Annotated in this window: 14 protein-coding genes; 11 read left to right on the top strand and 3 right to left on the bottom strand. The window is 52.0% G+C overall.

The features are described from left to right. Window positions 1–95: 95 nt before the first annotated feature. The 6 genes from ACSHX2_RS11300 (at window position 96) to ACSHX2_RS11325 (ending at window position 10,008) form a co-directional block, all read left to right on the top strand. A complete protein-coding gene (locus tag ACSHX2_RS11300; RefSeq protein WP_435693057.1) occupies window positions 96–1,592 on the top strand; it encodes an arylsulfatase in 1,497 nt (498 codons plus the stop codon). Window positions 1,593–1,980: 388 nt separating this feature from the next. Further along, a complete protein-coding gene (locus tag ACSHX2_RS11305) occupies window positions 1,981–3,450 on the top strand; it encodes an alpha/beta hydrolase (RefSeq protein ID WP_435693058.1) in 1,470 nt (489 codons plus the stop codon). A gap of 44 nt (window positions 3,451–3,494) precedes the next feature. Beyond that, window positions 3,495–4,943 (top strand): patatin-like phospholipase family protein, encoded by a 1,449-nt coding sequence (locus ACSHX2_RS11310; RefSeq protein ID WP_435693059.1) that lies wholly within the window; start codon window positions 3,495–3,497, stop codon window positions 4,941–4,943. 28 nt (window positions 4,944–4,971) lie between these two features. Then, entirely contained in the window at window positions 4,972–5,916 is a 945-nt protein-coding gene (locus ACSHX2_RS11315; protein ID WP_435693060.1) for a SphA family protein, read from the top strand. A 79-nt stretch (window positions 5,917–5,995) separates the two neighbouring features. Next, the gene (locus ACSHX2_RS11320; protein ID WP_435693061.1) at window positions 5,996–7,576 is read left to right on the top strand and encodes an arylsulfatase; all 1,581 of its coding nucleotides are present in this window, start codon (window positions 5,996–5,998) and stop codon (window positions 7,574–7,576) included. An 86-nt stretch (window positions 7,577–7,662) separates the two neighbouring features. Beyond that, window positions 7,663–10,008 (top strand): arylsulfatase, encoded by a 2,346-nt coding sequence (locus ACSHX2_RS11325; RefSeq protein WP_435693062.1) that lies wholly within the window; start codon window positions 7,663–7,665, stop codon window positions 10,006–10,008. Between the two features lie 115 nt (window positions 10,009–10,123). On the opposite strand, the gene ACSHX2_RS11330 is transcribed toward ACSHX2_RS11325, so the two are convergent. Then, on the bottom strand, window positions 10,124–10,672 hold the full coding sequence (locus tag ACSHX2_RS11330; protein ID WP_435693063.1) for a hypothetical protein: 549 nt from the start codon (window positions 10,670–10,672) through the stop codon (window positions 10,124–10,126). A gap of 515 nt (window positions 10,673–11,187) precedes the next feature. Here ACSHX2_RS11330 and ACSHX2_RS11335 point away from each other — a divergent pair. The 5 genes from ACSHX2_RS11335 (at window position 11,188) to ACSHX2_RS11355 (ending at window position 18,499) form a co-directional block, all read left to right on the top strand. After that, window positions 11,188–12,921, top strand: coding sequence for an MbnP family protein (locus tag ACSHX2_RS11335; RefSeq protein ID WP_435693064.1), 1,734 nt, complete (start codon window positions 11,188–11,190; stop codon window positions 12,919–12,921). Window positions 12,922–13,296: 375 nt separating this feature from the next. Next, on the top strand, window positions 13,297–14,334 hold the full coding sequence (locus ACSHX2_RS11340) for an SIR2 family protein (protein ID WP_435693065.1): 1,038 nt from the start codon (window positions 13,297–13,299) through the stop codon (window positions 14,332–14,334). Continuing rightward, window positions 14,331–16,082: an ATP-binding protein gene (locus tag ACSHX2_RS11345; RefSeq protein WP_435693066.1), complete on the top strand. Its 1,752-nt coding sequence runs from the start codon at window positions 14,331–14,333 to the stop codon at window positions 16,080–16,082. The genes ACSHX2_RS11340 and ACSHX2_RS11345 overlap by 4 nt, the downstream gene beginning before the upstream one ends. A 277-nt stretch (window positions 16,083–16,359) precedes the next feature. Continuing rightward, on the top strand, window positions 16,360–17,019 hold the full coding sequence (locus tag ACSHX2_RS11350; RefSeq protein WP_435693067.1) for an HAD family hydrolase: 660 nt from the start codon (window positions 16,360–16,362) through the stop codon (window positions 17,017–17,019). 277 nt (window positions 17,020–17,296) lie between these two features. Continuing rightward, window positions 17,297–18,499 (top strand): putative glycoside hydrolase, encoded by a 1,203-nt coding sequence (locus ACSHX2_RS11355; RefSeq protein ID WP_435693068.1) that lies wholly within the window; start codon window positions 17,297–17,299, stop codon window positions 18,497–18,499. An 18-nt stretch (window positions 18,500–18,517) separates the two neighbouring features. On the opposite strand, the gene ACSHX2_RS11360 is transcribed toward ACSHX2_RS11355, so the two are convergent. Both ACSHX2_RS11360 and ACSHX2_RS11365 read right to left on the bottom strand, forming a co-directional pair. Continuing rightward, window positions 18,518–22,078, bottom strand: coding sequence for a sulfatase-like hydrolase/transferase (locus tag ACSHX2_RS11360; protein WP_435693069.1), 3,561 nt, complete (start codon window positions 22,076–22,078; stop codon window positions 18,518–18,520). A 172-nt stretch (window positions 22,079–22,250) separates the two neighbouring features. Further along, window positions 22,251–23,054, bottom strand: a complete 804-nt coding sequence (locus tag ACSHX2_RS11365) for a PEP-CTERM sorting domain-containing protein (RefSeq protein WP_435693070.1) — start codon at window positions 23,052–23,054, stop codon at window positions 22,251–22,253. Between the last annotated feature and the right edge of the window lie 3 nt (window positions 23,055–23,057).

The following is a 23,057-nucleotide window of genomic DNA, read 5'->3' on the forward strand; positions in this document are numbered from 1 at the left end:
GATCTAAAATCTAACAATTCAACCTAACAACTATGACACTAAAAACAAAAACCCTCCCATTCAGTCGGGCACTGCTGTCTGGGGCCGTCGCTATAATGGCCACGATCGCTTCTGCGGGTGCCGCCGAAACAAAAAAACCGAACATCCTAGTCATCTGGGGTGACGACATCGGTGGATTCAACATCAGCGCCTACAACTTGGGCCTAATGGGATATCAGACACCGAACATCGACAGCATCGGCAAGCAAGGCGCCATTTTTACCGACTGGTATGGTCAGCAGAGCTGCACCGCCGGCCGCGCCGCCTTCATCACCGGCCAGTCACCAATGCGCACCGGCCTGACCAAGGTCGGCCTACCGGGTGCCCCCGAAGGCATGAAAAAGGAAGATCCTACGATCGCTACTTTGCTCAAGGCCCAAGGCTACATGACCGGACAGTTCGGCAAGAACCACCTCGGTGACCGCGACGAAATGCTCCCGACCGAGCACGGCTTCGACGAATTTTTCGGTAACCTCTATCACCTCAATGCCGAGGAAGAGCCGGAGTACCCGGACTATCCAAAGAGTCCTGAGTTCAAGAAAAAGTTCGGCCCACGCGGCGTCATCCACAGCTTTGCCGACGGTAAGATAGAAGATACCGGCCCGCTCACCAAAAAGCGCATGGAGACCATCGACGGAGAAGTGAACGTCAAGGCGCTCGACTTCATGGAACGTGCGGTCAAGGCCGACAAGCCGTTCTTCATGTGGTGGAACTCCACCCGTATGCACATCTTCACCCACCTCAAGCCCGATGCGGTCGGCAAGACAGGCCACGGCATCTACGCCGACGGCATGGTCGAGCACGATGGCCACGTCGGCCTGCTTCTTGACAAGGTCAAGGAACTCGGCATCGAAGACAACACCATCATCATGTATTCCACCGACAACGGTGCGGAAACCTTCACCTGGCCTGATGGCGGCACCACCATGTTCAAGGGTGAGAAGAACACCAACTGGGAAGGCGGCTACCGCGTCCCATGCATGATCAAGTGGCCCGGCACCATCAAGCCAGGAACACTCGTCAACGGGATCGGTGCGCATGAAGACATGCTCCCCACCCTTCTCGCTGCCGCTGGTGACAGCACGGCCAAGGAAGACCTTCTCAAGGGCCGCCAAGTCGGTGATATGAATTACAAGGTTCATATCGATGGCTATGACCTCGCTCCTTACTTCCGCGACGGAGCCGATTGGCCCCGCAATGAGTTCATCTACTGGACCGATGACGGCAGCGTTGCCGCCCTTCGTTACGACAAATTCAAGATCACCTTCCTTGAGCAAAAAGCTCACGGGCTTGAGGTCTGGATCCAGCCATTCGCCGCCCTCCGCGCTCCGATCCTCACGGATCTACGCGCCGACCCCTTCGAACGCGCCAGAGATGAGCACGCCATGGGGTACAACAAATTCTTCGTTGAGCACATGTGGGTCTTCGCGCCAGCGGGTGCCTACGTCGGCCAGTGGCTGCAGAGCTTCAAGGAGTTCCCGCCGCGCCAAAAGCCCGGTAGCTTCAACCTGGATCACGTCATGGAAGCCGTGATGTCTGGCTCCAAGCAGTAATCCTGAGATTCATCATTCCATGGCCTGCTCCGAATCAAATCGGAGCAGGCCATTTTTTGTTAGCCTACCAACAACGACGAGCAGTTTCGACAGAAGATCTATTATGAATCCCCCAAAAAATGGCTGAATAGTCATCAGCATGAAGGGACAGTTAGCACACAATATTCCCCTTCAAACCCCATGACCTTTTGATGCGGTATGATCGTTCATCGAATGCTACATCTAGAGTACAAGGAAGACTGGAAAATCACGAAATACATGAAAGAATCCTGAAATGTCTTTTCTCAATGCGAGGAAAAACTAAAAGACTAACGTTAGGTTATCAATTTGCGGCGCACCCAATCTAACAGACCCATCTTGCGCCGCCGCAAAATCACCGTCTTCTATCATGCACAAAATCGCCAAACATTCTTTCAACATTGCTCGCAGAGCCATTGGCTACGGTCTTATAGGTTCCGTCATCGCTCTCCTTTCAGTTGGAATCTACACCCTAGAGAAGCGCCCAGACCTTAGTGTCTGGCACACTGTGGATCTCGATGAAGAATTCACCCGTGATTCAGACGTCACCGACTTCGCCGGCTACCTAAAATTAGAAGACCGACTCTTCCAGCAGCTCGAACAAGAAGTCTATCAGAAAACCGGAAAGGCGAACGACGATTCAATCAACCGCTTCCAACACGGCAGTGCCACCGACCCTACGGCTATGGCACCCAACTGGAACCGTAGTTTCACCCTCGACACCGAAAACCCGACAGCCGGAGTACTCCTCCTGCACGGCCTCACGGATTCCCCCTATAGCCTCCGTTCATACGCGGAGAGCTTCCACGCCTCTGGCGCCAGCGTAATAGGCCTGCGCATCCCCGGCCACGGAACAACTCCCTCAGGCCTAGTCAAGGTGAGCTGGCTCGACATGGCAGCGGCTGTCCGCCTAGCAGCAGAACACCTGCGTGCCACCGTGGGTGACAAACCTATTTATGTGGTAGGCTACTCTAACGGCGGCGCCCTAGCCGTCCACTACTGCCTCGAGACGCTCCATGACCCCACGCTCCCTAAGGTCGACAAACTCATACTCTTTTCACCCGAGATTGGTATCACTCCGACTGCAGCCATGGCCGTATGGCAGGGGCGCTTGGGCCACTGGCTCGGACTCGAAAAACTCGCGTGGACCTCGATCAATCTCGAATACGACCCCTACAAATACAATTCCTTCGCCGTCAATGCTGGCCACCAAGCCTACCTAATCACCAAAGAAATTGAAGGGCGCCTCGCTAAAATGTCAGAGCAGAAACAGCTCGCTGACTTCCCACCTACCCTCGCGTTCCAGTCCGCAGTCGACGCCACTGTCTCCGCCCCAGATCTAGTCACACGCCTGTTCGACAAACTGCCACAACGCGGACATGAGCTAGTGATCTTCGACAGGAACCACGGCAAGCGCATCAAAAACGTCTTGGCTCCCAATGCGGTCAAGGCTCTCACAGAACGGCTGAAAGGTGCCAGCCAGTCATTCACTCTAACTATTCTATCCAACAGAGACACCGAAAACACCACAGGCTCAGGTGAAGTCTTGATTCACCGCCGTCCAGCCAATCAGAATGAAATAGAAACTCTCGATTCCGAAATAAGCTGGCCCTCTGACATCTTCTCGCTCTCCCACATAGCTCTCCCCTTCCCTCCCTCGGACCCGATCTATGGCAACGGAGGATCAGCCAACAACATGACTTTAGGTAACCTCGCACTCCGCGGTGAGAAGGGCGCCATCCTCATCTCCCCCAACGAGATGCTCCGCCAACACTGGAATCCATTCTTTCCCTGGGTCCAAAATTGCGCACACGCACACTTCGAACTTCCCACACCATGATTTTTATCCACTTGAGAAATTTTTAACCAAATCCTCACCATGTTATGAAAACTACCTCAAAAAATCTAGCCACACCGGCCCTAGGTGCGCATCCTACCGCAGTGGATAGTAAGCATTCAGCTCCTAACATGAGCTCTAGTACCCGCTCGAGAATTCAGCGTTGGATGGTAGCAAGCCTTAGCATAGCTGGCCTAAGCGCATGTTTAACCAGCTGCGCTTCCTACGGTGTCATTAAAAATGAGCCAATTACCGAAGCATCCAGCTCGACCCAGCCCTACTCCATAAAAACTTGGGCATCCACTGATTCTTCTGACGATATCATTTTCGTAGTGGCATTCTCTGGTGGTGGCACACGTGCTTCAGCCATGGCCTACGGTGTTCTCGAGGAACTACGCAATACTCAAATCGACAACGGAGCCCACCAAAAACGACTACTCGACGAGGTTGACTATATCTCATCAGTTTCTGGAGGAAGCTTTACCGCCGCTTATTACGGGTTATACGGCGAAAAATTATTCACCCATTTTGAGGATGAGTTCCTGCGAAAGAACGTTGAGGGCCACCTAACAAAAGGATTATTCAACCCCTTCCACTGGTTTGGTTCTAAGGGCCGGACCGAGAGAGCTATCGACTACTACGAGAAAAATCTGTTCCATAATGCGACCTTTGCCGACATGCATAAGCCGGATCGCCCAATGGTTGTTATCAATGCCTCGGACCTTGCCCAAGGTGTACGCTTCTCATTCATTCAAGATTATTTTGATTTTCTAGGTTCGGACCTTTCGACTTTTCCCGTCGCTCGAGCAGTTGCCGCATCATCCGCTGTTCCTGTTGTTTTCAATCCCGTCGTAGTCGAAAATTACCCTGACACCTCTTCCCAGCAATACCAATGGCCACCCAATGCCAAAGAGAAGGCTAAACAAGACCCCAATTTCCGCATGCTCTACCAGGGTCTACAGTCATACAACGATAAGGATGCACGACAGTTCATCCACTTCGTCGATGGCGGCATCACCGACAACACAGGGATGCGAGCCATGAGCGACATTATAGATATTTCCGGCGGCCCAGGCACATTAATAAAAAGGAACCAGCGGAAGCTCCCTAAACATGTCGTGTTCCTCTTAGTCAATGCATCCACCCAAGCTGCGAGTAGCATGGATGACTCTACCAAACAGCCTTCCATGCTCACTGCTATGAACGCAGCGACCAATGTCCAACTGCACCGCTATAACACGGCAAGTACTGAGCTCGCTAAAAACCAACTTTACCAATCAGCGAAGGTTCTATCGAGTCCAGGCCACTCCATCACTCCTCACTTCATAGAAGTTGACTTTCAAGATATACCTCAACCAAGCCTCAAAGTATTTCTTAATAAAATCCCCACCTCCTTCAGCCTCAACGACGAACAGGTCGACACATTGATCAAGAGTGCCCGCAGTCTACTGCGCGAGAATCCAAACTACCAAAAGCTCCTAAAAGACATCCGCTGAACTACGGTCAGCCCACAATGCTTAATAAATGAAGGCTACCCCACTCATACTTGCTAGCGCACTTGCAACCACCTCCTTACAAGCCGAGGAGGGTGGCAGCGGCCACTACCTCCCTGGTTCCATGGCATCCTTTGTCGATGGAGCTCCACCGCAAGAAACCTTCATTGCGCGCTATAATTTTTTAAGTTGGTCGGCGTCTGCAGATGCTCAACGTGTCCTACCGATCGCCGACTTAGTGACGACTGGAGCTGACATTGAGAGCTATGCAAATGGCCTAACCTTACTCTGGCGGCCAGCATTCGGTCAGCTTAATGATGCATGGTCATATTCCATGAGCGCTACGGTTCCTTATGTAGATTTGAGTATTGAGGCAGATGTGCATACAGCACTTGGGACGGTCAAAAGATCTGATAGCATCTCTGGCATTGGAGACATTGTGCTCATGCCCGTGCTGTTGAATCAGAACTTTAACCCTGACTTCAATATCAACTACCGCTTAGGACTCTATGTGCCGACCGGCAACTATGAAGTTGGCCGCCTTGCCAATACAGGCAAGAACTATTGGACCGTCGAACCGACTGTAGGCTTTATGTATTTCGGTCAGAAAAATGGTCGTGAAGCCTCCGTCTTTATTGGAGCTGATTACAACTTCGAGAACCCTGACACCGATTATAAAACAGGAATGCAGGTTCACCTAGATGGCACGCTAGCACAGCATTTCCCCTTATACGGGGGCTTTGCTGGAGCAGGCCTGAGTGGTTATTGGTACGAACAAGTAAATGGGGACTCAGGAGCTGGCGCAACCTTTGGAGATTTTGAAGGTCGCACAGCCGGCTTCGGCCCCGTCATTTCCTACACTAAAAAAGTGGCTGATATCGATGTAATTGCAGAAATGAAATGGCTCCATGAATTTGAAGTGAAAAACCGACCACAAGGTGACTACGTGTGGCTGAAAGTACTCTTTAAATTCTGATAGAAACACCCTGTTAGGAACCTACACAACAAGATCGAAAAAACTCTCACATTGTGACTTCAGAATAATAAATAACCTCATGAAAAGAAAACACCTCCTCCTTAAAGTATCCGCAGTATTGACGGTGAGCTCCACTCTTGTGACTGCCGCGCCCTTCGATCGCTCGGTCAAAACCAAAGAGAACTTCGAAGCCTCCATCCCAAGACCCGAGCAAGACAAAGCCGTCGCCGAGAAACTCGCCGCTCTCGAAGCCAAAACTGGCAAGAAGCCGAACATCCTCTGGATAATCGTCGATGACATGGGCTACGGCGATCCCGGGTGCTACGGAGGCGGCGGAGCCATCGGAGCCGCCACTCCGCACATCGATAGCCTCGCCCGCGAAGGCCTCAAGCTCACCTCATGCTACTCGCAGCACACCTGCACGCCCACTCGCTCCGCCATCCTCACAGGTCGCATCCCCTTCCGCACCGGCCTCACACGCCCGATCCTTGCCGGCGACAAGCTGACCAAAAATCCCTGGGCCGATGAGAAGTCACTCGCCGCCCTGCTTTCCGATGCCGGCTACTACACCCTTCTAACAGGCAAGTGGCACATCGGAGAAGCCGAAGGGATGCGCCCCCACGACGTCGGATTTGACGAATACTACGGCTACTACCCCGCCCAAAAGGAGATCACCCAAGGCAAGGACGCCCGCCGCTACCCCGACCTCGTCAATAACGAGGAACTTCACGAAGCCTTCGAAGGCATCAAACCAAACGACCATCTCATCCACGGCTTCAAAGGCGGCAAAACCGAGGAACTCAGCCAGGTCAAAACCACCGATGACATGGGCCGCGCCGACAAGGCGCTTGTCGACTTCACCATCTCGAAAATCAAGGAGGCCGCGAAAGGCGAAAAGCCCTTCTTCATCGAACACTGCTTCATGAAGGTCCATTGTGATAACTTCCCCAACCCCGATCTCGGCAACCTCAGCGCCGCCCGCTACGCCTACAAGGAAGCCGTCGCCGAAGTCGACCTCCACACCGGAGAAATCATGAAAGCCCTCTCCGATGCCGGCGTGCTCGAAAACACCTTTGTCTTTTTCACCTCCGACAACGGCCCCCAAATGGACGGCTGGCCCGACGCCGGTTACACTCCATTCCGCGGAGCGAAAGGCACCACCTTCGAAGGAGGTGTTAGAGTCCCAGGCATCGCCTATTGGAAAGGCATTATAACTCCCGGCCGCGAAAGCGATGATCTCTTCGACCTCATGGACCTCTTCGGCACCGCCATGAACCTCGCTGGAGTTTCCAACGACGAACTACCGGACGACAAATTCTACGACTTCATCGATCAGACCTCCTTCCTCCTCGCCGATGACGGCCAGTCCGCCCGCGAAGCCGTCTACTTCTGGTGGGGCAGCCAACTCACCGCCTGCCGCATGCGCGAATACAAGGCCCACGTTAAAGTGATCCTCCCACAGGCCCCGCACATGTACATCGACCTCTCCACCATCCAGGACGTTGGCCTCGCCCCATGGCTCTTCAACCTCTACATCGATCCCAAAGAGGAAATGACCGTCGGCCACCGTCGCAACGCTTGGCTCGCCAGCGTCGCCGGCAAACTTAAAGCCCACGGAGCAACCTTCAAAAAATACCCCCCGAAGAATATCGGACTCTAACCGAGAATGACCACTCGGATCCACTCGTCACTGTCCTCACCCTCACGCATCCTGCAAGAATCCCCCTATTTGCACACCATTAGACTATGAAATCTATCCTCTTCACCTCATTGGCTCTCTGTACTTTCCTGGCGGCAGAAACTCCTACCGACGGCACCGTTCTCCCATTTCCTGAGCTCCCCTCAGCCAGCATCACCAAGCCACGTCTGCAGGACTCGACAATGAAATGGCCTGCACAGCCAACTCGCCTACCCGCAGACCCTCCGAACATTCTCGTCATCCTCATTGATGACGTGGGTTTTGGCATCGCAGACACTTACGGCGGTGAAGTCCACACGCCAAATCTCAGCAAACTTGCCAACCAAGGCATCAAATACAACGCCTTCCACACCGTCGCAATTTGCTCGCCCACGCGTGCATCTCTCCTCACTGGACGCAACCATACACGCGTCGGCTCCGGCACCATAGCCGAGCGCGCCGTCGCCTTCGATGGCTATACCGGCGTTATCCCGAAAGAAGCCGCGACCACTGCGGAAATCCTCAAAGACTACGGCTACCACACCTCTGCCTTCGGAAAATGGCACAACACCCCATCTACCGAGACTACGTCCATTGGCCCGAAGAACCGCTGGCCGAATGGCTACGGCTTCGAGTACTTCTATGGCTTTCTCGCCGGTGAAACCTCCCAATGGGAACCCCGCCTCTACGAAAACTATGACACAGTAGAGCCTCCTCACGACGATCCCACTTACCACCTTACCGAGGATCTGACTCGCAAGGCTCTCAAGTGGATCGACGAACAACAATCCTTCGCACCCGACAAGCCCTTTTACATGTATTGGGCACCCGGAGCCGTCCACGGCCCTCACCACGTAGCCAAGGAATGGGCGGACAAATACAAAGGGAAATTCGACACCGGTTGGGACGCCTACCGCGAGCGGGTCTACCAGCGCCAGCTCGAAATGGGTATCATTCCACCCGACACCAAACTCACTCCGCGCGATGAAACAATGGCATCATGGGACAGCATCCCTCAGGAACAACTCGCCTTCCAAACCCGTTTGATGGAAGTCTTCGCCGGTTTTGTCGAGCACACCGACAATGAAGTCGGAAAACTCATCACCGGCCTCGAAGAGCGTGGCCTGCGAGAGAACACCATCATCTTCTACATCTTCGGCGACAACGGCTCCAGCGCCGAAGGCCAGCAAGGATCCATCAGCGAACTACTCGCTCAAAACCAGATCCCCAACACCATCGCACAACAAATCGAAGCCCTAGAAAAAATCGGCGGCCTCGATGCCCTCGGCTCGCCGAAAACCGACAATATCTATCACGCCGGCTGGGCCTGGGCTGGCAGCACGCCGTTTAAGAGCACAAAACTCGTAGCCTCGGACTTCGGCGGCACCCGTAATCCACTCGTCGTCTCATGGCCCAAGGGCATCAAACACGACGACGCAATGCGCAACCAGTTCACCCACGTTGTCGATATCGCACCCACCATTTATGAAATCCTCGACATAAAACATCCGAAAGTAGTCCACGGCTACGAACAGATGCCTATCGACGGAACCAGTCTAGCCTACACATTCTCCGACGCCGCTGCGGAGAACCAGAAGAAAGAACAATTCTTCGATAACAACGGCAGCCGCGCCCTCTATCTGGACGGCTGGTACGCCTCCACCTTCGGACCGCTCTACCCATGGCTCAATGCTCAGAAAGGACTCGCCGACTGGGACTCAGCCAAGGACGTCTGGCAACTCTACAAACTCGATACAGATTTCTCCCAAAGCACCGACATCTCCGCCGAAAACCCGGACAAGCTCGAAGAACTAAAAGAGCGCTTCCTCACCGTCGCAGAGGACAACAATGACTTTCCCATCGGTGCCGGAATCTGGCTACGCCTCCATCCCGCCGATCTCCACAAAACGAGTTATACCGCGTGGAACTTCAATGCCAACACCCGCCGGATGCCCGAGTTCACCGCTCCAGGCCTCGGCAAGGAAAGCAACCAAGTTGTTATCGATCTCGAAACCAAAGCTAACTCCAACGGTGTCATCTACGCCCTCGGTGGCGCAGGCGGCGGCCTCTCTCTCTACATGGAAAACGGCCACCTCATCTATCTCTACAATATGATGATCATCGAGCAATACACCGCGAAATCTGCCGAACCGCTCGCCGCCGGAAAACACAGTATCGAGGTGGACACCACCATCTCCTCCCCCGGAAGACCTGGCACCGTCACCATCAAGGTTGATGGCAAGCAAATCGGCGAAGTTGCCCTCGCCAAGACCGTGCCGCTCGCTTTCACCGCCAGCGAGACCTTCGACGTCGGCGTCGACCTTGGCTCCACCGTTTCCCTCGACTACCTCGACAAACGTCCCTTCGAATTCGACGGCACAATCCACAGCGTCAAAGTCAATCTCACCAAATAAAAAAAAGAGGATCTATTTTGCTCAAATCTCAGTTTGGTATTGAGCCATCAAGCTGAAAGAGCGGTGGCCTGGGCGGAACGAACCCACCGCAAGCCTTAGAGTCTATCGCTAGAGATTAACGGTATCTTACCACGCGGCGTGCAGTGCGGCGTGCAACACCTGCATAGGATACTGGTGTGAGAGGACGACCGATAATGTCGATAAATAGTGAGCACTCACCTGTCGCCTTTGGAATTTCACCTTCTAGAACCTTGATGTCGTAGGTCAGACTATCTTCTGCGAGCACTGGATTACTCAGCTCAACCACGATGTCCGTGGGTTCTTCTTCACTGAAAATGGCGATGGTAGCATTTGGGTTATCGGCCTCGAAGCTGTCTGCGCCATTACCCCAGTTTTTAGTGAAATCCGCTGTAGTAATCTGACCGGCGATACGGTCTGGACGGTCAGAGAAAAACACAGTGTTCGCGTCGATGCCTTTCAAAGTCATCTTGCCGTCAGCAAAGGAAACATCCTTGGCGTTATGCACGAAGAGATACTGAACCTTTTTACTTACTGTTTCCGTTGCTGCTGTCGCCTTATCCTCGGCCTTAAGTGCTAGAGGAACAGTGACGACAAGTGCGCATGAGAGAGCGAGGAGTTGACTTAATTTTTGAGATATTTTCATGGTTTAATTTGGTTAGGGAAAATGGAAGCTATTACAAGACCTCTCCCCAGTTTTAAATCAATGAGTTGGAGACCGAACATAGAGGATAACGTCCTAATATCACAGAAACCAGCAAGCATTATCCTGCCTCTCAGCGATCATTTCTGCAAGCTCATTTCCGCTAGGCGACAACCTGCCCTAGATTGAATGTCTCGACCGTTTCGCATCTAAAACCTCACTCGATTTTGTATTAATCAGCTCCATCGATAGCAGCTATATGGTGTTCAGATGCCCCTTCCCAGATGCCCCCTATTCTCTCGACGATTTACCTCGACCGATCTGGAGACATGGAGCCGGATCGATCAACTTTCTGGAGAAGAAGCCGTAGACGTCTCTACCACCATGAAAGCAGACTGCATTAGATTCCTAACCCGGAAATCCATCGGAGTGAGAACAGCTCCATACATAGCTTGATACGAAAACATTTCCCACCACGACACATCCCATCTTAAGCTTCGTTTAGTAGAGTCCTCAGCATGTGGAAATATCCTTTCATCGTTCTCATCCTAACACTCAGTAAGTTCGCCCTTGCTGGGAGTCTGCGTGTCGATATTTCACACCTCTCGGGAGCTTCTCCTCTACGCCTGCATTCGCTTAGCTACCAGCAAGCAGAAACCTACTCTATCACCCGTCTAAGCTACCTGCTCAGCCAGTTCTCCCTACAGAAAGAAGATGGCTCGTGGCTCGAACTCTCCGATCAATTTGCCTACATCGATGTCTCAAAGCGGCGTACCAGTTTCTCACTCAGTGAGATCCCCAGCGGCGACTATAAGGCGCTGCGTTTCTCCGTCGGTGTGCCCAAAGAGCAAAACCATGCAGACCCAGCCCAGCTTTCTGCAGAACACCCGCTCAACCCAAACATCAATCAACTTCACTGGGACTGGACAGGTGGATACATTTTCATGGCCATCGAAGGCAAGTACCGTACGCCCGATCAGAGCCTCAGCGGTTTCGTCTACCACCTTGCCAACGATGCCAACCTCAGCTCAGTTCAGCTCGCCAGTCGCTTTCAAATCAAGAACAACACGGGAATCACCCTGCAGATGGATGCTGCCAAGTTATTCAGCCAGCCACGTAGCCTGTCTTTTGTAAGCGATGGAGCCTCGACCCATTCACACCCAGGCGACTCAATCTCCAGTGCTCTTATCGCCAATCTCCAAAGTGCCTTTAACGTCGCTCAAGTCACCTACCCACCAAGCGAAGCACCACAGAAAGCCGTCGCCCCACTTTACCTTCCGGAAAAATACAAACCGTACCGCTTCGTCATGAGCAAGCGCTTTCCCATGCCCGCTCTCCCTCGTGACAATCCCTTGTTAGAAGAGCGCGTCGAGCTGGGAAGACGCCTATTTGGCGACACCCGGCTCTCACGTGACCTCAGCACCTCCTGTGCCTCCTGCCACCATCAGGAAAATGCCTTTACCGATAACAAACCCCTCTCCCGTGGGGTCGAAGGACGCGAGGGCTCGCGCAACTCCATGCCGCTCTTCAACCTCGCCTGGAAGTCCTCCTTCTTCTGGGATGGCCGCGCCAATAGCCTGCGCGAACAAGCACTCATGCCGATCCAAGACCATCTAGAAATGGACGAGTCGCTCGAAAATATTGTCGCCAAACTTTCCCAATATCCGCCGGTCGTTGACGATTTCAAAAAAGCGTTCTCTGGCGAACCTGCGATCACTCCAGAAAAAGTCAGCCTCGCGCTCGAAGCCTTCCTGCTGACTCTCACCAGCTACGATAGTAAATTCGACCGCGCTATGGACGGCAAAGGCTCGCTCACAGAACAAGAGCAACGCGGTATGCAACTCTTCTTCACCGAGTACGAACCGCGCAGTGGCAAGCTCGGCGCCGATTGCTTCCACTGCCACGGCGGAGCAAACTTCTCCGACCACCAATTTCATAACAATGGCCTCAAACCCACTGCAGACCTCGGCCGTTTCAGCATCACAGGAAAGGAGCGAGACCGCGCCACCTTCTCCACCCCCAGTCTGCGCAACGTCGCCCTCACTGCACCCTACATGCACGATGGTCGCTTCGAAACCCTCGAACAAGTCATCGACCATTACAGCGGCCCCATGCACCAGAGCCCGACCCTCGACCCCAATCTCGCCAAACACCCTCAAGCAGGCCTCCAGCTCACAGCCGAGGACAAGGCAGCACTCGTCGCTTTTTTAAAATCCCTTTCCGACCCGAAGTTCGCGCCACATTCCCCGTAGAGGGATAAGCAGGAATTCTCCGGGTGTTATCGGTAGGCTCATGCGTGTAACGTTATAAAAGTGATATCAATGATAGACGACGACCCACACATCTTGCGGTCTACCTCCTAACGATCAACGAAAAGCAAAGAACCGAGAACATTATATTGCCACCTCTAACATTTACTCTATACCTTCTGTTAGTTTCCCTAAAAATCACTCGCACGTTGTGCTTTCCCCATGCTCACCTCCCACACCACCAAGTCTCAATTCCAGTACGATATCGATTTTCAACGGATCGAAGATTTCTACTCAAGGCAAAGAACAATATCCGCCTAGCAAACGACAAAACTCAAGATGTAACGGTTAAAAAACTGGTACACAACAACTACGAAGATGCCGAAATCTGCATTTGAAATTCTAAATATTCGCGCGCAAGTATGCATTGCGGCAACTCCCGTGATCGTTCTTGGAAGCGGCGCTTCCATTGCAGCTGGGATCCCAGGGATGTCCGAGTTGCGTGATCAGCTTCTTTCCATTCCTGCCCCCGCAGGTCTTGAGAAGCCCAAGGCTGACCTGTGGCAAAAATTCAAAGAAATACTGCAGGGCACGGATTTGGAATCCGCCCTCCAAAAGGTCAATCTTCCCGAAGAGCTTGATGATTTAGTAGTGAAAGCAACCTGGGATTACCTCCACCCCTTCGATCTTAATGCGCTCCAGAAGTTGCTAACCGAGCGATCTTCTTACCCGCTGACTCAGCTCTTCCAACACCTCCTCCGGAGCACGAACCGTGACATCGATGTAGTAACTCCCAACTATGATCGCATTGCCGAATACGCTGCCGATCTTGGCGAACTCTATCATGAGACCGGATTTTCCTATGGCCATGTCCGCAGACGGTTGGGTGATGCACGCCAAGCCGTCCATATCAAAGGTGCCGAGCAATCGCGGGTGAACATCTGGAAGGTTCACGGCTCGTTTGATTGGTTTAGAGATCAACAGGGAGTCATCCATGCTTTACCAATTTCATATGCTTGTCCAGATGGCTGGTCTCCAGCTATCGTCACTCCTGGATTGCAAAAGTATCGCAGGGTTTATGATGAGCCATTTCTTTCGATCAAGGCGGCATCAGATCGCGCTTTCTCCAACGCAGGTGGATTTTTCTGTTCAGGCTTCGGATTCAACGATGCACACATTCAGACGAAACTAAAGGAGCGATGTCGCAGCAAGAAGGTGCCATTGGTTTTGATCACTCATGGACTTACTCCAGCGGCAAAAGCCTTTTTTGAGGACGATTTTTGTAAGGAGTATCTCGCAGTTGAAGCAGCCCCAGACGGGTGCCGTATTTATTGTCCTGAGTTTCCCAATGGGGAAATCGTGTCAGAAGGAGAATTTTGGCAGCTAGAATCTTTTTTAACCCTTATCCAATCATGAGCTCAATTTTTTCTTACCAAGACACAGACACTCTAGGCACGGTTCGTTCAGTCGATACCGCAACGGTCATCGTTCACGTTCCAATCGCTGAGAATCTACGCAAACTGCAAGTCAATCGTCTTGCCGTTCTGAGAAGCAGCAAGCCAGGTCAGCACCTAATCGGAATTATCCAGAAGATAAGCAGAACCTCAATCGAAGGAGAACAACCTGCCGAAGATGACGATTCGCCTCCACCCACTGAGTTGAATCTTGTACGGATCGCGCTCATTGGCACCCACCTCGAAAAACGGGGCACTGACGCAAATGTTTTTGTGCGAACTCTCGAGGCGGTGCCGGACATAGATGCCAAGTGCTTTGCTCTCGAAGGCGAGGTCTTGACTCGGTTCATGGAAATCATCGCCAGCATCGGAGAAAACACAGCGCAAAGGCTTTCTCTAGGCACCTACACTCTGGATGAGACCGCCGAGGCGTTTCTTAACGGCAACAAGTTCTTCCAACGCCATGCAGTGATCGTTGGCGGCACGGGATCTGGAAAGTCGTGGACGACAGCCAAGATCCTTGAGCAGGTCAGCAAACTGCCAAATGCGAACGCTATCATCTTCGACCTACACGGCGAATACGGGCCTCTGCAAGGCGATGGTTTCCGCCACTTCAAGATAGCAGGCCCTTCCGATTTGGATGCTGGTCGCAGCCTCGAAGACGGAGTGATTCACCTCCCATACTGGCTGCTTAGCTATGATGCGATGGTGTCAATGTTCATTGATCGGAGTGACAATAATGCGCCCAATCAAGCAATGGTTATCAGCCGCTCTGTTATTGAGGCAAAGCAAGCTTACTTGAGTGCAAAGGACGAAGAAACCTTGATCGACAACTTTACGATCGATAGTCCAATTCCCTTCGACCTTGCGGCCGTCTTATCAAAGCTTGAAGAACTCGACACTCAAGACGTTGACGGTGCAAGAGCAGGGACAACCAAGGCCGGTGAATTTAAGGGCAAACTAGGACGATTAATACAGAGGCTTAAAAACAAACAGACCGACCGTCGGTTAGGATTCCTGTTTCAAGGAGGAGAGCTTACTCTTGATTTCGATTGGCTAGAAACATTGTCTTCCGCCCTCATTGCCGGCAGCAAGGATCAGTCCGGTGGAAGGGGAGGGGTGAAGGTCGTCAACTTTTCCGAGGTTCCTTCAGACATACTGCCATTGATCGTTAGCCTCGTGGCGAAACTCGCTTTCTCGATCCAACAGTGGACCCCAAACAAGGATCGCCACCCAATCGCACTTTTTTGCGACGAAGCTCACCTCTATATTCCAGAAAGAACAAGCACAGATAGTTCAGGGGAAGTTTCGGTTCAGATTTTCGAACGAATTGCCAAGGAAGGACGAAAATATGGCTTGGGGCTAGTTGTCATTAGCCAACGACCATCAGAAGTGAACCGTACGGTAATGAGTCAGTGCAACAACCTCATAGCCATGCGACTAACCAATGGAGATGACCAGAATGTTGTGCGCCGTCTACTTCCCGACAGCTTAGGTGGCTTTGGTGACCTCCTTCCGATTCTAGATACAGGTGAGGCACTTGTCGTGGGGGATGCGGCTTTACTCCCGACCCGCATTCGCATAGCTGAGCCTGATAACAAGCCTGATAGTGCTACCGTGGCATTTTGGGAAGAATGGGCAACAGAGGAAGGAAAAGATTCAATTTCTTCGGCTGTGGCCAACTGGCGGAGGCAGTCTATTCAGTTATGATTATAAGAGGCCATTCGCGTCGCCCCCGAAATTCGGCGCATCGAAAATCCCGTGGATAAATAGAGTCTCGAAATTCAATGATTTAAGAATAAGGCTGAGTGTCGGAATTTGACTTTTTGAAACAAACACCCTCATCCAACTCCTAGAAGCTCAAAATGTCATCGTTGAGTTCTCCTGGCTTGAATTTCAACTAATCTCAATCCCTTCTCCCAGCCCTTAAGAAAAAGATTTCCGATAAAGTCTGGACGCCAAGCGATCATTGGCAAGCATTCCCACCATGAAGCCCGAGCAAATCAAAAACATCTTCTGGGACGTCGACGGCGTCCTCGCGAACCTCAACTACGCGTACTACCATTTCCTAACAGAGCACCCTAACTACCGGGATCGTTATGCAGGGCTGAAGTGGGAGCAACTGTCTGAGGTCTTGCCCATCATTCCGGAATACGGAGCGTTGGAGTTAAAAACCCACCCGGAGCTAGGGAAAAAGATGGACCGTGACTTCTGTGCTGATCAGGCATTTTTCCGTAACCGGCCGCTCTACCCCGAAGTCATCGAGACCCTCAAGCGACTCAACAAGGCTGGCTACCGTCAGTTCACCATGTCGGCGACTTTCGATGTCGAAGCCAAGACCGCCTACCTCAATGATGTCTTGGCCCCGGTGACGGACTTCCTCACCATCGAATGCGTCCAACACGGCGAGTTCATGCACGACACCGCCAAGCAGGACAGCCTTCGCGAGTGCTACAAGAAGTACGATCTCAACCCGGAAGAGACGATCTTAGTCGACGACCGCATTTATAACCAACACGCGGCGATCGAATCCGGCGCCCACCCGGTGCGCCTGCGTTGCGAATTCACCACCGACCTTCCCGAGGAACTTGCTTGGATCCCCGAGTTCAAGAACGTGGCAGCCGTAGCCGACTGGCTCACGGAATGAGCCTCACCATTGGGCGCTAAAGAGCCCAAAGATGGCCTCCAACTCACCTCTGAGGACAAGGCTACACTCGTCGCCTTCCTTCTACTCCCTCAGTAATCCGAAATTAAGGAATCACTGACTCTGCCGTAAAAAAGGGCCGAAAATATTTTAGATTGAACCTAAAACCCCCTAAAAATAGTGGGGGAAATAAATTTACTCAGCTGTGCATATGAAGCTTAGATAGACGCTAGGTCTCGAGAAAAACGCGTTCTCACATCTGTAATATCTAAAATAAACCATGAAATTTCATAGCTCATCTCCTGCACGTCTTCGTCGTATTTCTCTATCGTTAATAGCTTGCGCGGGAATCTCCGCGGTCACAGCTGAGAGCAATTTCCCTCAATTCTCATGGGATCACGCGCCAGTGATGTTGCATTTTGGAAGCCAGACACGCATGACAGATGCGCAAGTCCAACTCACTGCGAAGCTCTCCAACTTCGTTTGTTTGGAAAAAAACCACGGAGTACGCACCAACCGGGACAACGCTGAGAAAGTGGCGTGTGAAGATGCCCTCCGTATCAAGGCAGCAAATCCAGATGCCAAGGTTCTGATGTACTGGAACACTCTCATTGCCTGGCCATTCACATCATATAACCGAGACTTCGCGGAATCAAAACCGAAAGACTGGACCCTGCGCGACATGAAGACGGGTGAGCCGCTGTATAAAACAGAAAACAACGGTGGCGTGGTGCAATACAACTTACTCAATCCTGAGGTCCAGGAGTGGTGGGCTCAAACAATAGGTGGAGCAGTGAAAGAATTTGGCTTCGACGGCTTCTTCATGGATGCCGTTTCCCAATCCAAACGCCCAATCTGGCTTAAAAAAGGCTGGGGGCCGGGCAAAGAAAAAGAACTCGACCAAGCAGCCTCGAATATCATGCAACGCGCAAAAGTGGTGATGGGTGAAGACAAACTTCTCATCTATAATGGCTTCCGCACGCATGCCACAGAGTTCGACGGCTTCACAGCCGGTGGCGGGGAGTTTCTTCCCTACACAGACGGAGCGATGATCGAGCATTTCGACTCGATTTCTTCTAAGAAGAAGGAAGATATGGTGGCTTATTGGAAAATGGGTGCAGAAGCTGCCAAGGCTGGAAAAATCGTGGTCTACAAAGGCTGGCCAGATCAGGACATCAACTGGCTGAACAAAGAATTCATGGCTCTAGACGCCGCCGAAAAAGAACGTATCGCTCGCGAGAAGTTAGTCTATCCCCTCGCCTGCTTTCTCATTGGCGCACAGGAAAATGCCTATTTCTGCTACGGCTGGGGCTACAATATCAAGGATGGTCAATTAATCGAATACCCAGAATATTCTAAAAAACTCGGCGCGCCAAAAGGTGAAGCCAGCCGCGATGGCTGGGTCTTCAAGCGCGACTTCGCCCACGCCAAAGTCACCGTCGACCTAGAAAAACGCGACGCGAAGATCGAGTGGCTCGACTAAGCCCACCTTCTCACAGCACTACTTCAACTCGATTCGATAAAATTCTTTCGCTTCTGCAGAGGCTGGAATGAGATAGGTGGTCGAATTTCCGGAGGCTGCGGCGGGAACATCCGCATCCACGACAGTACTCCAATCCTGGAGATCCGTACTACTGCGAATTTCGAAACTCGTTCCAGACTGTGATGGCCAGGTAATGCTGAGTGAGCCATCTGCTGCTGATGTGGCTTCGAGGTAGAAATAGCTGCCTGGATCTAATGGATCGAGACCAAGCGCCACTTCATCACCATCATCCACATTGTCGTTGTCTGAATTTGCATTTTCAGAGCTCGTTTCTCCTGCATCCTGAATGCCATTGCGGTTCGGATCCTCAGTGTTGTCGGCTAACTGATCCAGGTCAGTATCGACAGCAGGTAGCTCAGGCATGATGACTGGGTGCGGGTCGCCGCTGGCTGATGGAAGGCCGAGAGCGGCGATCGATGAGTCTTCACTTCTCAATTTAGGATAGGGAGCTCCCATGCGCTCAAGTTCTGCAACCATCGAGCGGGCCAAGGTCATGACCAACTCTGGCTCGTCGTCTGACAAATTGACTGCCTCGTAAGGGTCATTTGCCAAGTCATACAATTCGTAACTCCCCAAGGGAAGATTCGTAGAAGTGACGGGAGAACTCGTCGTGTAACTGTAGATCAGCTTCCAGTCATCCTCATGGTAGGTTGTAAAATAGCTACTACGGCTCGAACACGGAGCATGTGTGATGAGACTCTGTGGTCGATGGTTGCCACTTTCACCACGCAAGTATGGGCTCAGGTCATGGCCATCAATAATCAGAGGATCTCCATCGTCATCAGTATCAGGAACTGAAATGCCAGCCATAGATAAGGTTGTTGGGTAAAGGTCCTGAATCACAACGATGTCATCCTCTCGGCTTCCAGCAGCGATTGGAAGTGCTTGCTGGAATGGGTTCGAAGTGTCGCGCTTGGCCCAGGATACGATCAGAGGCACGCGGACACCGCCTTCATAGCGCATCCCCTTTTCACCACGTAATGGGTTCGTTCCAGTGAGAGTCGCTGGATTCTGTGGCCCGCGTGGACGTGAGTCACTGCCATTGTCACTTGTAAAAATAATCAGCGTGTCTTCAGCGACACCGAGTTCCTCAAGCTTAGTCATCAGATCACCAAGACCCTTGTCCATCCCCTCGACCATCGTCGCATAAGCCAGCGTATTGTAGTTGTCAGCAAATTGCGGGTAGTTGGCGGTGTAACGTGGATCGGTCTGGTGCGGTGCATGGAGCGCGAATTGCGAGAAGTAAGCGAAAAATGGCTCACCATCCGAGACGCTGGATTCTATGCGTTCCATCAATTCGTGCGTAATGGCCTCAGTCACATAAAGCGGCTCATTCGCCACTAGGTGATCGCTCGGGTAGGTCTCAGGATCGAACTCGTTGTAAGTCATGTCCTGGTACTCAGCCACAAAGTCTGCAGTAGCTCCACTAGCGGGCAGGCCAAAAGCGGTAGAGTCATTCGAGTAACAGTCTCCGTGCGCGCCGCCCGTGTTCGCCGAAATATTAATTTGAAAACCATAGTAGCAATCGTCATCCGAAGCCGCTGGTGTTTCGTAAATGCTCGTAGAGGTCGTAAATTTACTACCCATGTGTCCTTTGCCAGACATTATCGTGCGGTAACCAGCATCACGGAAAACCTCCGCGAGTGTGCGGTCAGAATATTGGAGGCCTGGATTACTCGGCATCTGGATATTGTGTAAGTTATCGTTTTTACGACCCAGCCACTGGATCGTTCCATGACGGGCTGAGTTCTGACCTGTCATCAGACTACAGCGGCTCGGCGAACACACCTGCTGGGCATAGGCCTTGCTAAATACCATCCCGCGCGATGCGAGTTCCTCCATCCACGGGGTGTAGAAATGGGCATTGCCTACATCGTCGCTAAAGCTATCGAGACCGACAGTGGTTGGATCGATAGGGCTCAGCACATTCCCTGCTGCATCATAATTGAAATTTACCGAGGTGTCCTCCACTCCCATGTCGTCTACCACGATCACGAGAATGTTTGGGGTGTCAGGTCGCAGGCGCACAGTGAGCTCGGAGCTCGAATCACCATCTGTGTTTGTGGCTGTAAGCGTGTAAGTCGTGTCTGCATTCACAGTAACTTGCGTGCTACCGCTCAAGCCCACGCTGCCGATACCTTGGTCGATGACTAAGCTATCCGCATCCGCAACTTCCCAGCTCAGGGTGGTGGTGTCACCAGCATCCACGACGAGCGGGCTAGCAGAGAAATTGACAATCGTTGGTGGGATGAGAAGCTGAAACGCTGAGCCAGTGAGCACGACATTGTCGATCGTGTGCGCGCGATCGAGATCGTTGTTTCGATTCTCACTTGTCTTGAAAGTGAGTTCAAAGGTGACCGTGGTATCAGTTAAGCCCTTGAGGCCTGAAAGTGAGACTGATTCACTTTGATCGAAGTAGTCTGCATCGTTCACCGAGTCTAGGCTGTTGGTCTCGACATTGGCGCTGCCAGTCGAAATGGAGAGCTCCCAATACGGCGTGATATCGTTCACGTGGGCAGTCTCGTTAAATCCATGATCAAAGCTCAAAGCGTCCAAGTCTACTGACATCCCTGCTGGAATAGTGACGTCAAAACGCATCACAGGGTAAGCCGTTGGGCTGTCGCCGTCTGTGCGCACCCCAGCTTCGGCACGATCATTCTGGAAGGCTGAATCGCCAGCATCGACATCAAATATCCAGTTGCCTGCGGTCACGCCAAAGCCGAAATTATTGGAGTCGACCACGCCATTGGCATCGTCGAAATCGTAAACGATGGTAGAAGGAGCCGTCGGGAGGATGTCGAATGTGAGGCCCGCAATAGTGGGGTTAGAGGAACTCTCAGAGGCGGCGAGAGTGAATGTGCCTGTCGTCCCCGTATCTAGGGTGATATCGAAAAACACCATACCGATGCTTGTGACTGTCGGCAGTGAAGCGATGTTCACCGATGGGTCTGCATTCCCAGTAATGGAGTCATCGAAAGACAAACGCAGCGCCGAAGGATCATACTGTGAATCGAGATTGCCGGCCAACACACCCAATCGGAAGCTCACTGCATCTGTAGTATTCACAGAGAACTCCAGCATCGGCAAATCCGTGGTACCTGACGTGCCATTATTCATGAGATAGCCAGCTAGTTCGAAGTCCGTGCCTTCCACAGCTTCGGCTGGATTATCCATCGCATACTGGCTGGTATTCTTACGCACGAGGGTATTCCCGGTATCGACAGTCACAGAACCGACAAAGCTCGGCAGCGATTCCACAGACACTCCCGAGTCGCCATAGTCCGCACTATTGTCTTCTGGGCTGTCCCCTCCAAAAATGAGGTAACCAGCGGTACCGTAGCGATCGTCTCCATCGGCGTCGAAGCTCTTCGCCACACTCGTGGTGTAGAAAGCAGCTACCTCAGCTCCCGTGAGGTCATAGCCATCGGCACCCCCTACAGAAGAAAGAGCCACAGCCGCATGTGCTGAGTGGATGACCGCGAGTGAAACGGCAGATACGATCGAAAGAATCTTGTGCATAATTGGTTTTGAAAAAATGGGCTGGCTAGTTATGGAACCGAATGGAGTCGCAAACAGGACTGCTAGAATTGGATTTTTTAGGGAGTCCCTCCCTCTTTAAAAATAGCTGCCGGCCTATCAGAAGACAGTCCGGCAGCTAGAATGGATAAATCGCTCGATGAGCGAGAAAGTATTATGCTCTACGGCGACGAAGGAGAAGTCCACCAAGTCCACCAAGAAGCATCACAGAAGAAGATGGTTCAGGTACTGCAGCGACATCAAAAGTGACACCGTTGAGAATAGGGTTACTAGTGTTCTCATCTGCAAGGATGGTGAATGTTCCTGTAGTACCCGCATCGAGATCTACATCAAAGAAAACCATACCCATATCTGAAGTGATAGTACCTAGCGTACCAACTGAAGCAGTTACAGGAGTAGTGACTCCGTCATCAAAGAGCAGGCTAAAGCCAGAAGCTTGAAATTGTGTACCAGCGATATTTCCGGCAAGAATCCCTAAACGGAAACTCATCTCGTTAGAGTTAGTCACACTAAAGGAAAGCATTGGAAGACCAGTTGTTCCTGCTGTTCCATTGTTCATAAGATAACCGCCATTTGCAAAGTCCCCGCCACCGTCACCGAGCGATGGGTTACTGAAACCAAGCTGTGAGTCGTTTTTACGAACAAGTGTCACTGCAGTATCTGCTGTGATGCTATCTACAAAAGTAGGTGTTGACGCTTCAAAAACGCCTGCAGTATTGTATTCAGCTCCATTGTTCGTACCGGTTCCGCCAAATACATAGTAACCGTCGGTACCATAGAGGTCGTCTCCGTTAACGTCGAAAGTCTTCGCCACAGAGGAGTCGTAGAAGCCAAAGGTTTGAGCTCCTGTAATATCATAGCCGGAGCCGTTTCCTACAGAGCCGATCGTAACCGCTGCATTTGCAGCGGAAATAAGCGCTAGTGAGCTAGCGAGTAGTGTCGTTGTTATTTTTTTCATAGT

The organism is Rubritalea sp., from assembly GCF_051252225.1.
Lineage (GTDB): Bacteria > Verrucomicrobiota > Verrucomicrobiia > Verrucomicrobiales > Akkermansiaceae > Rubritalea.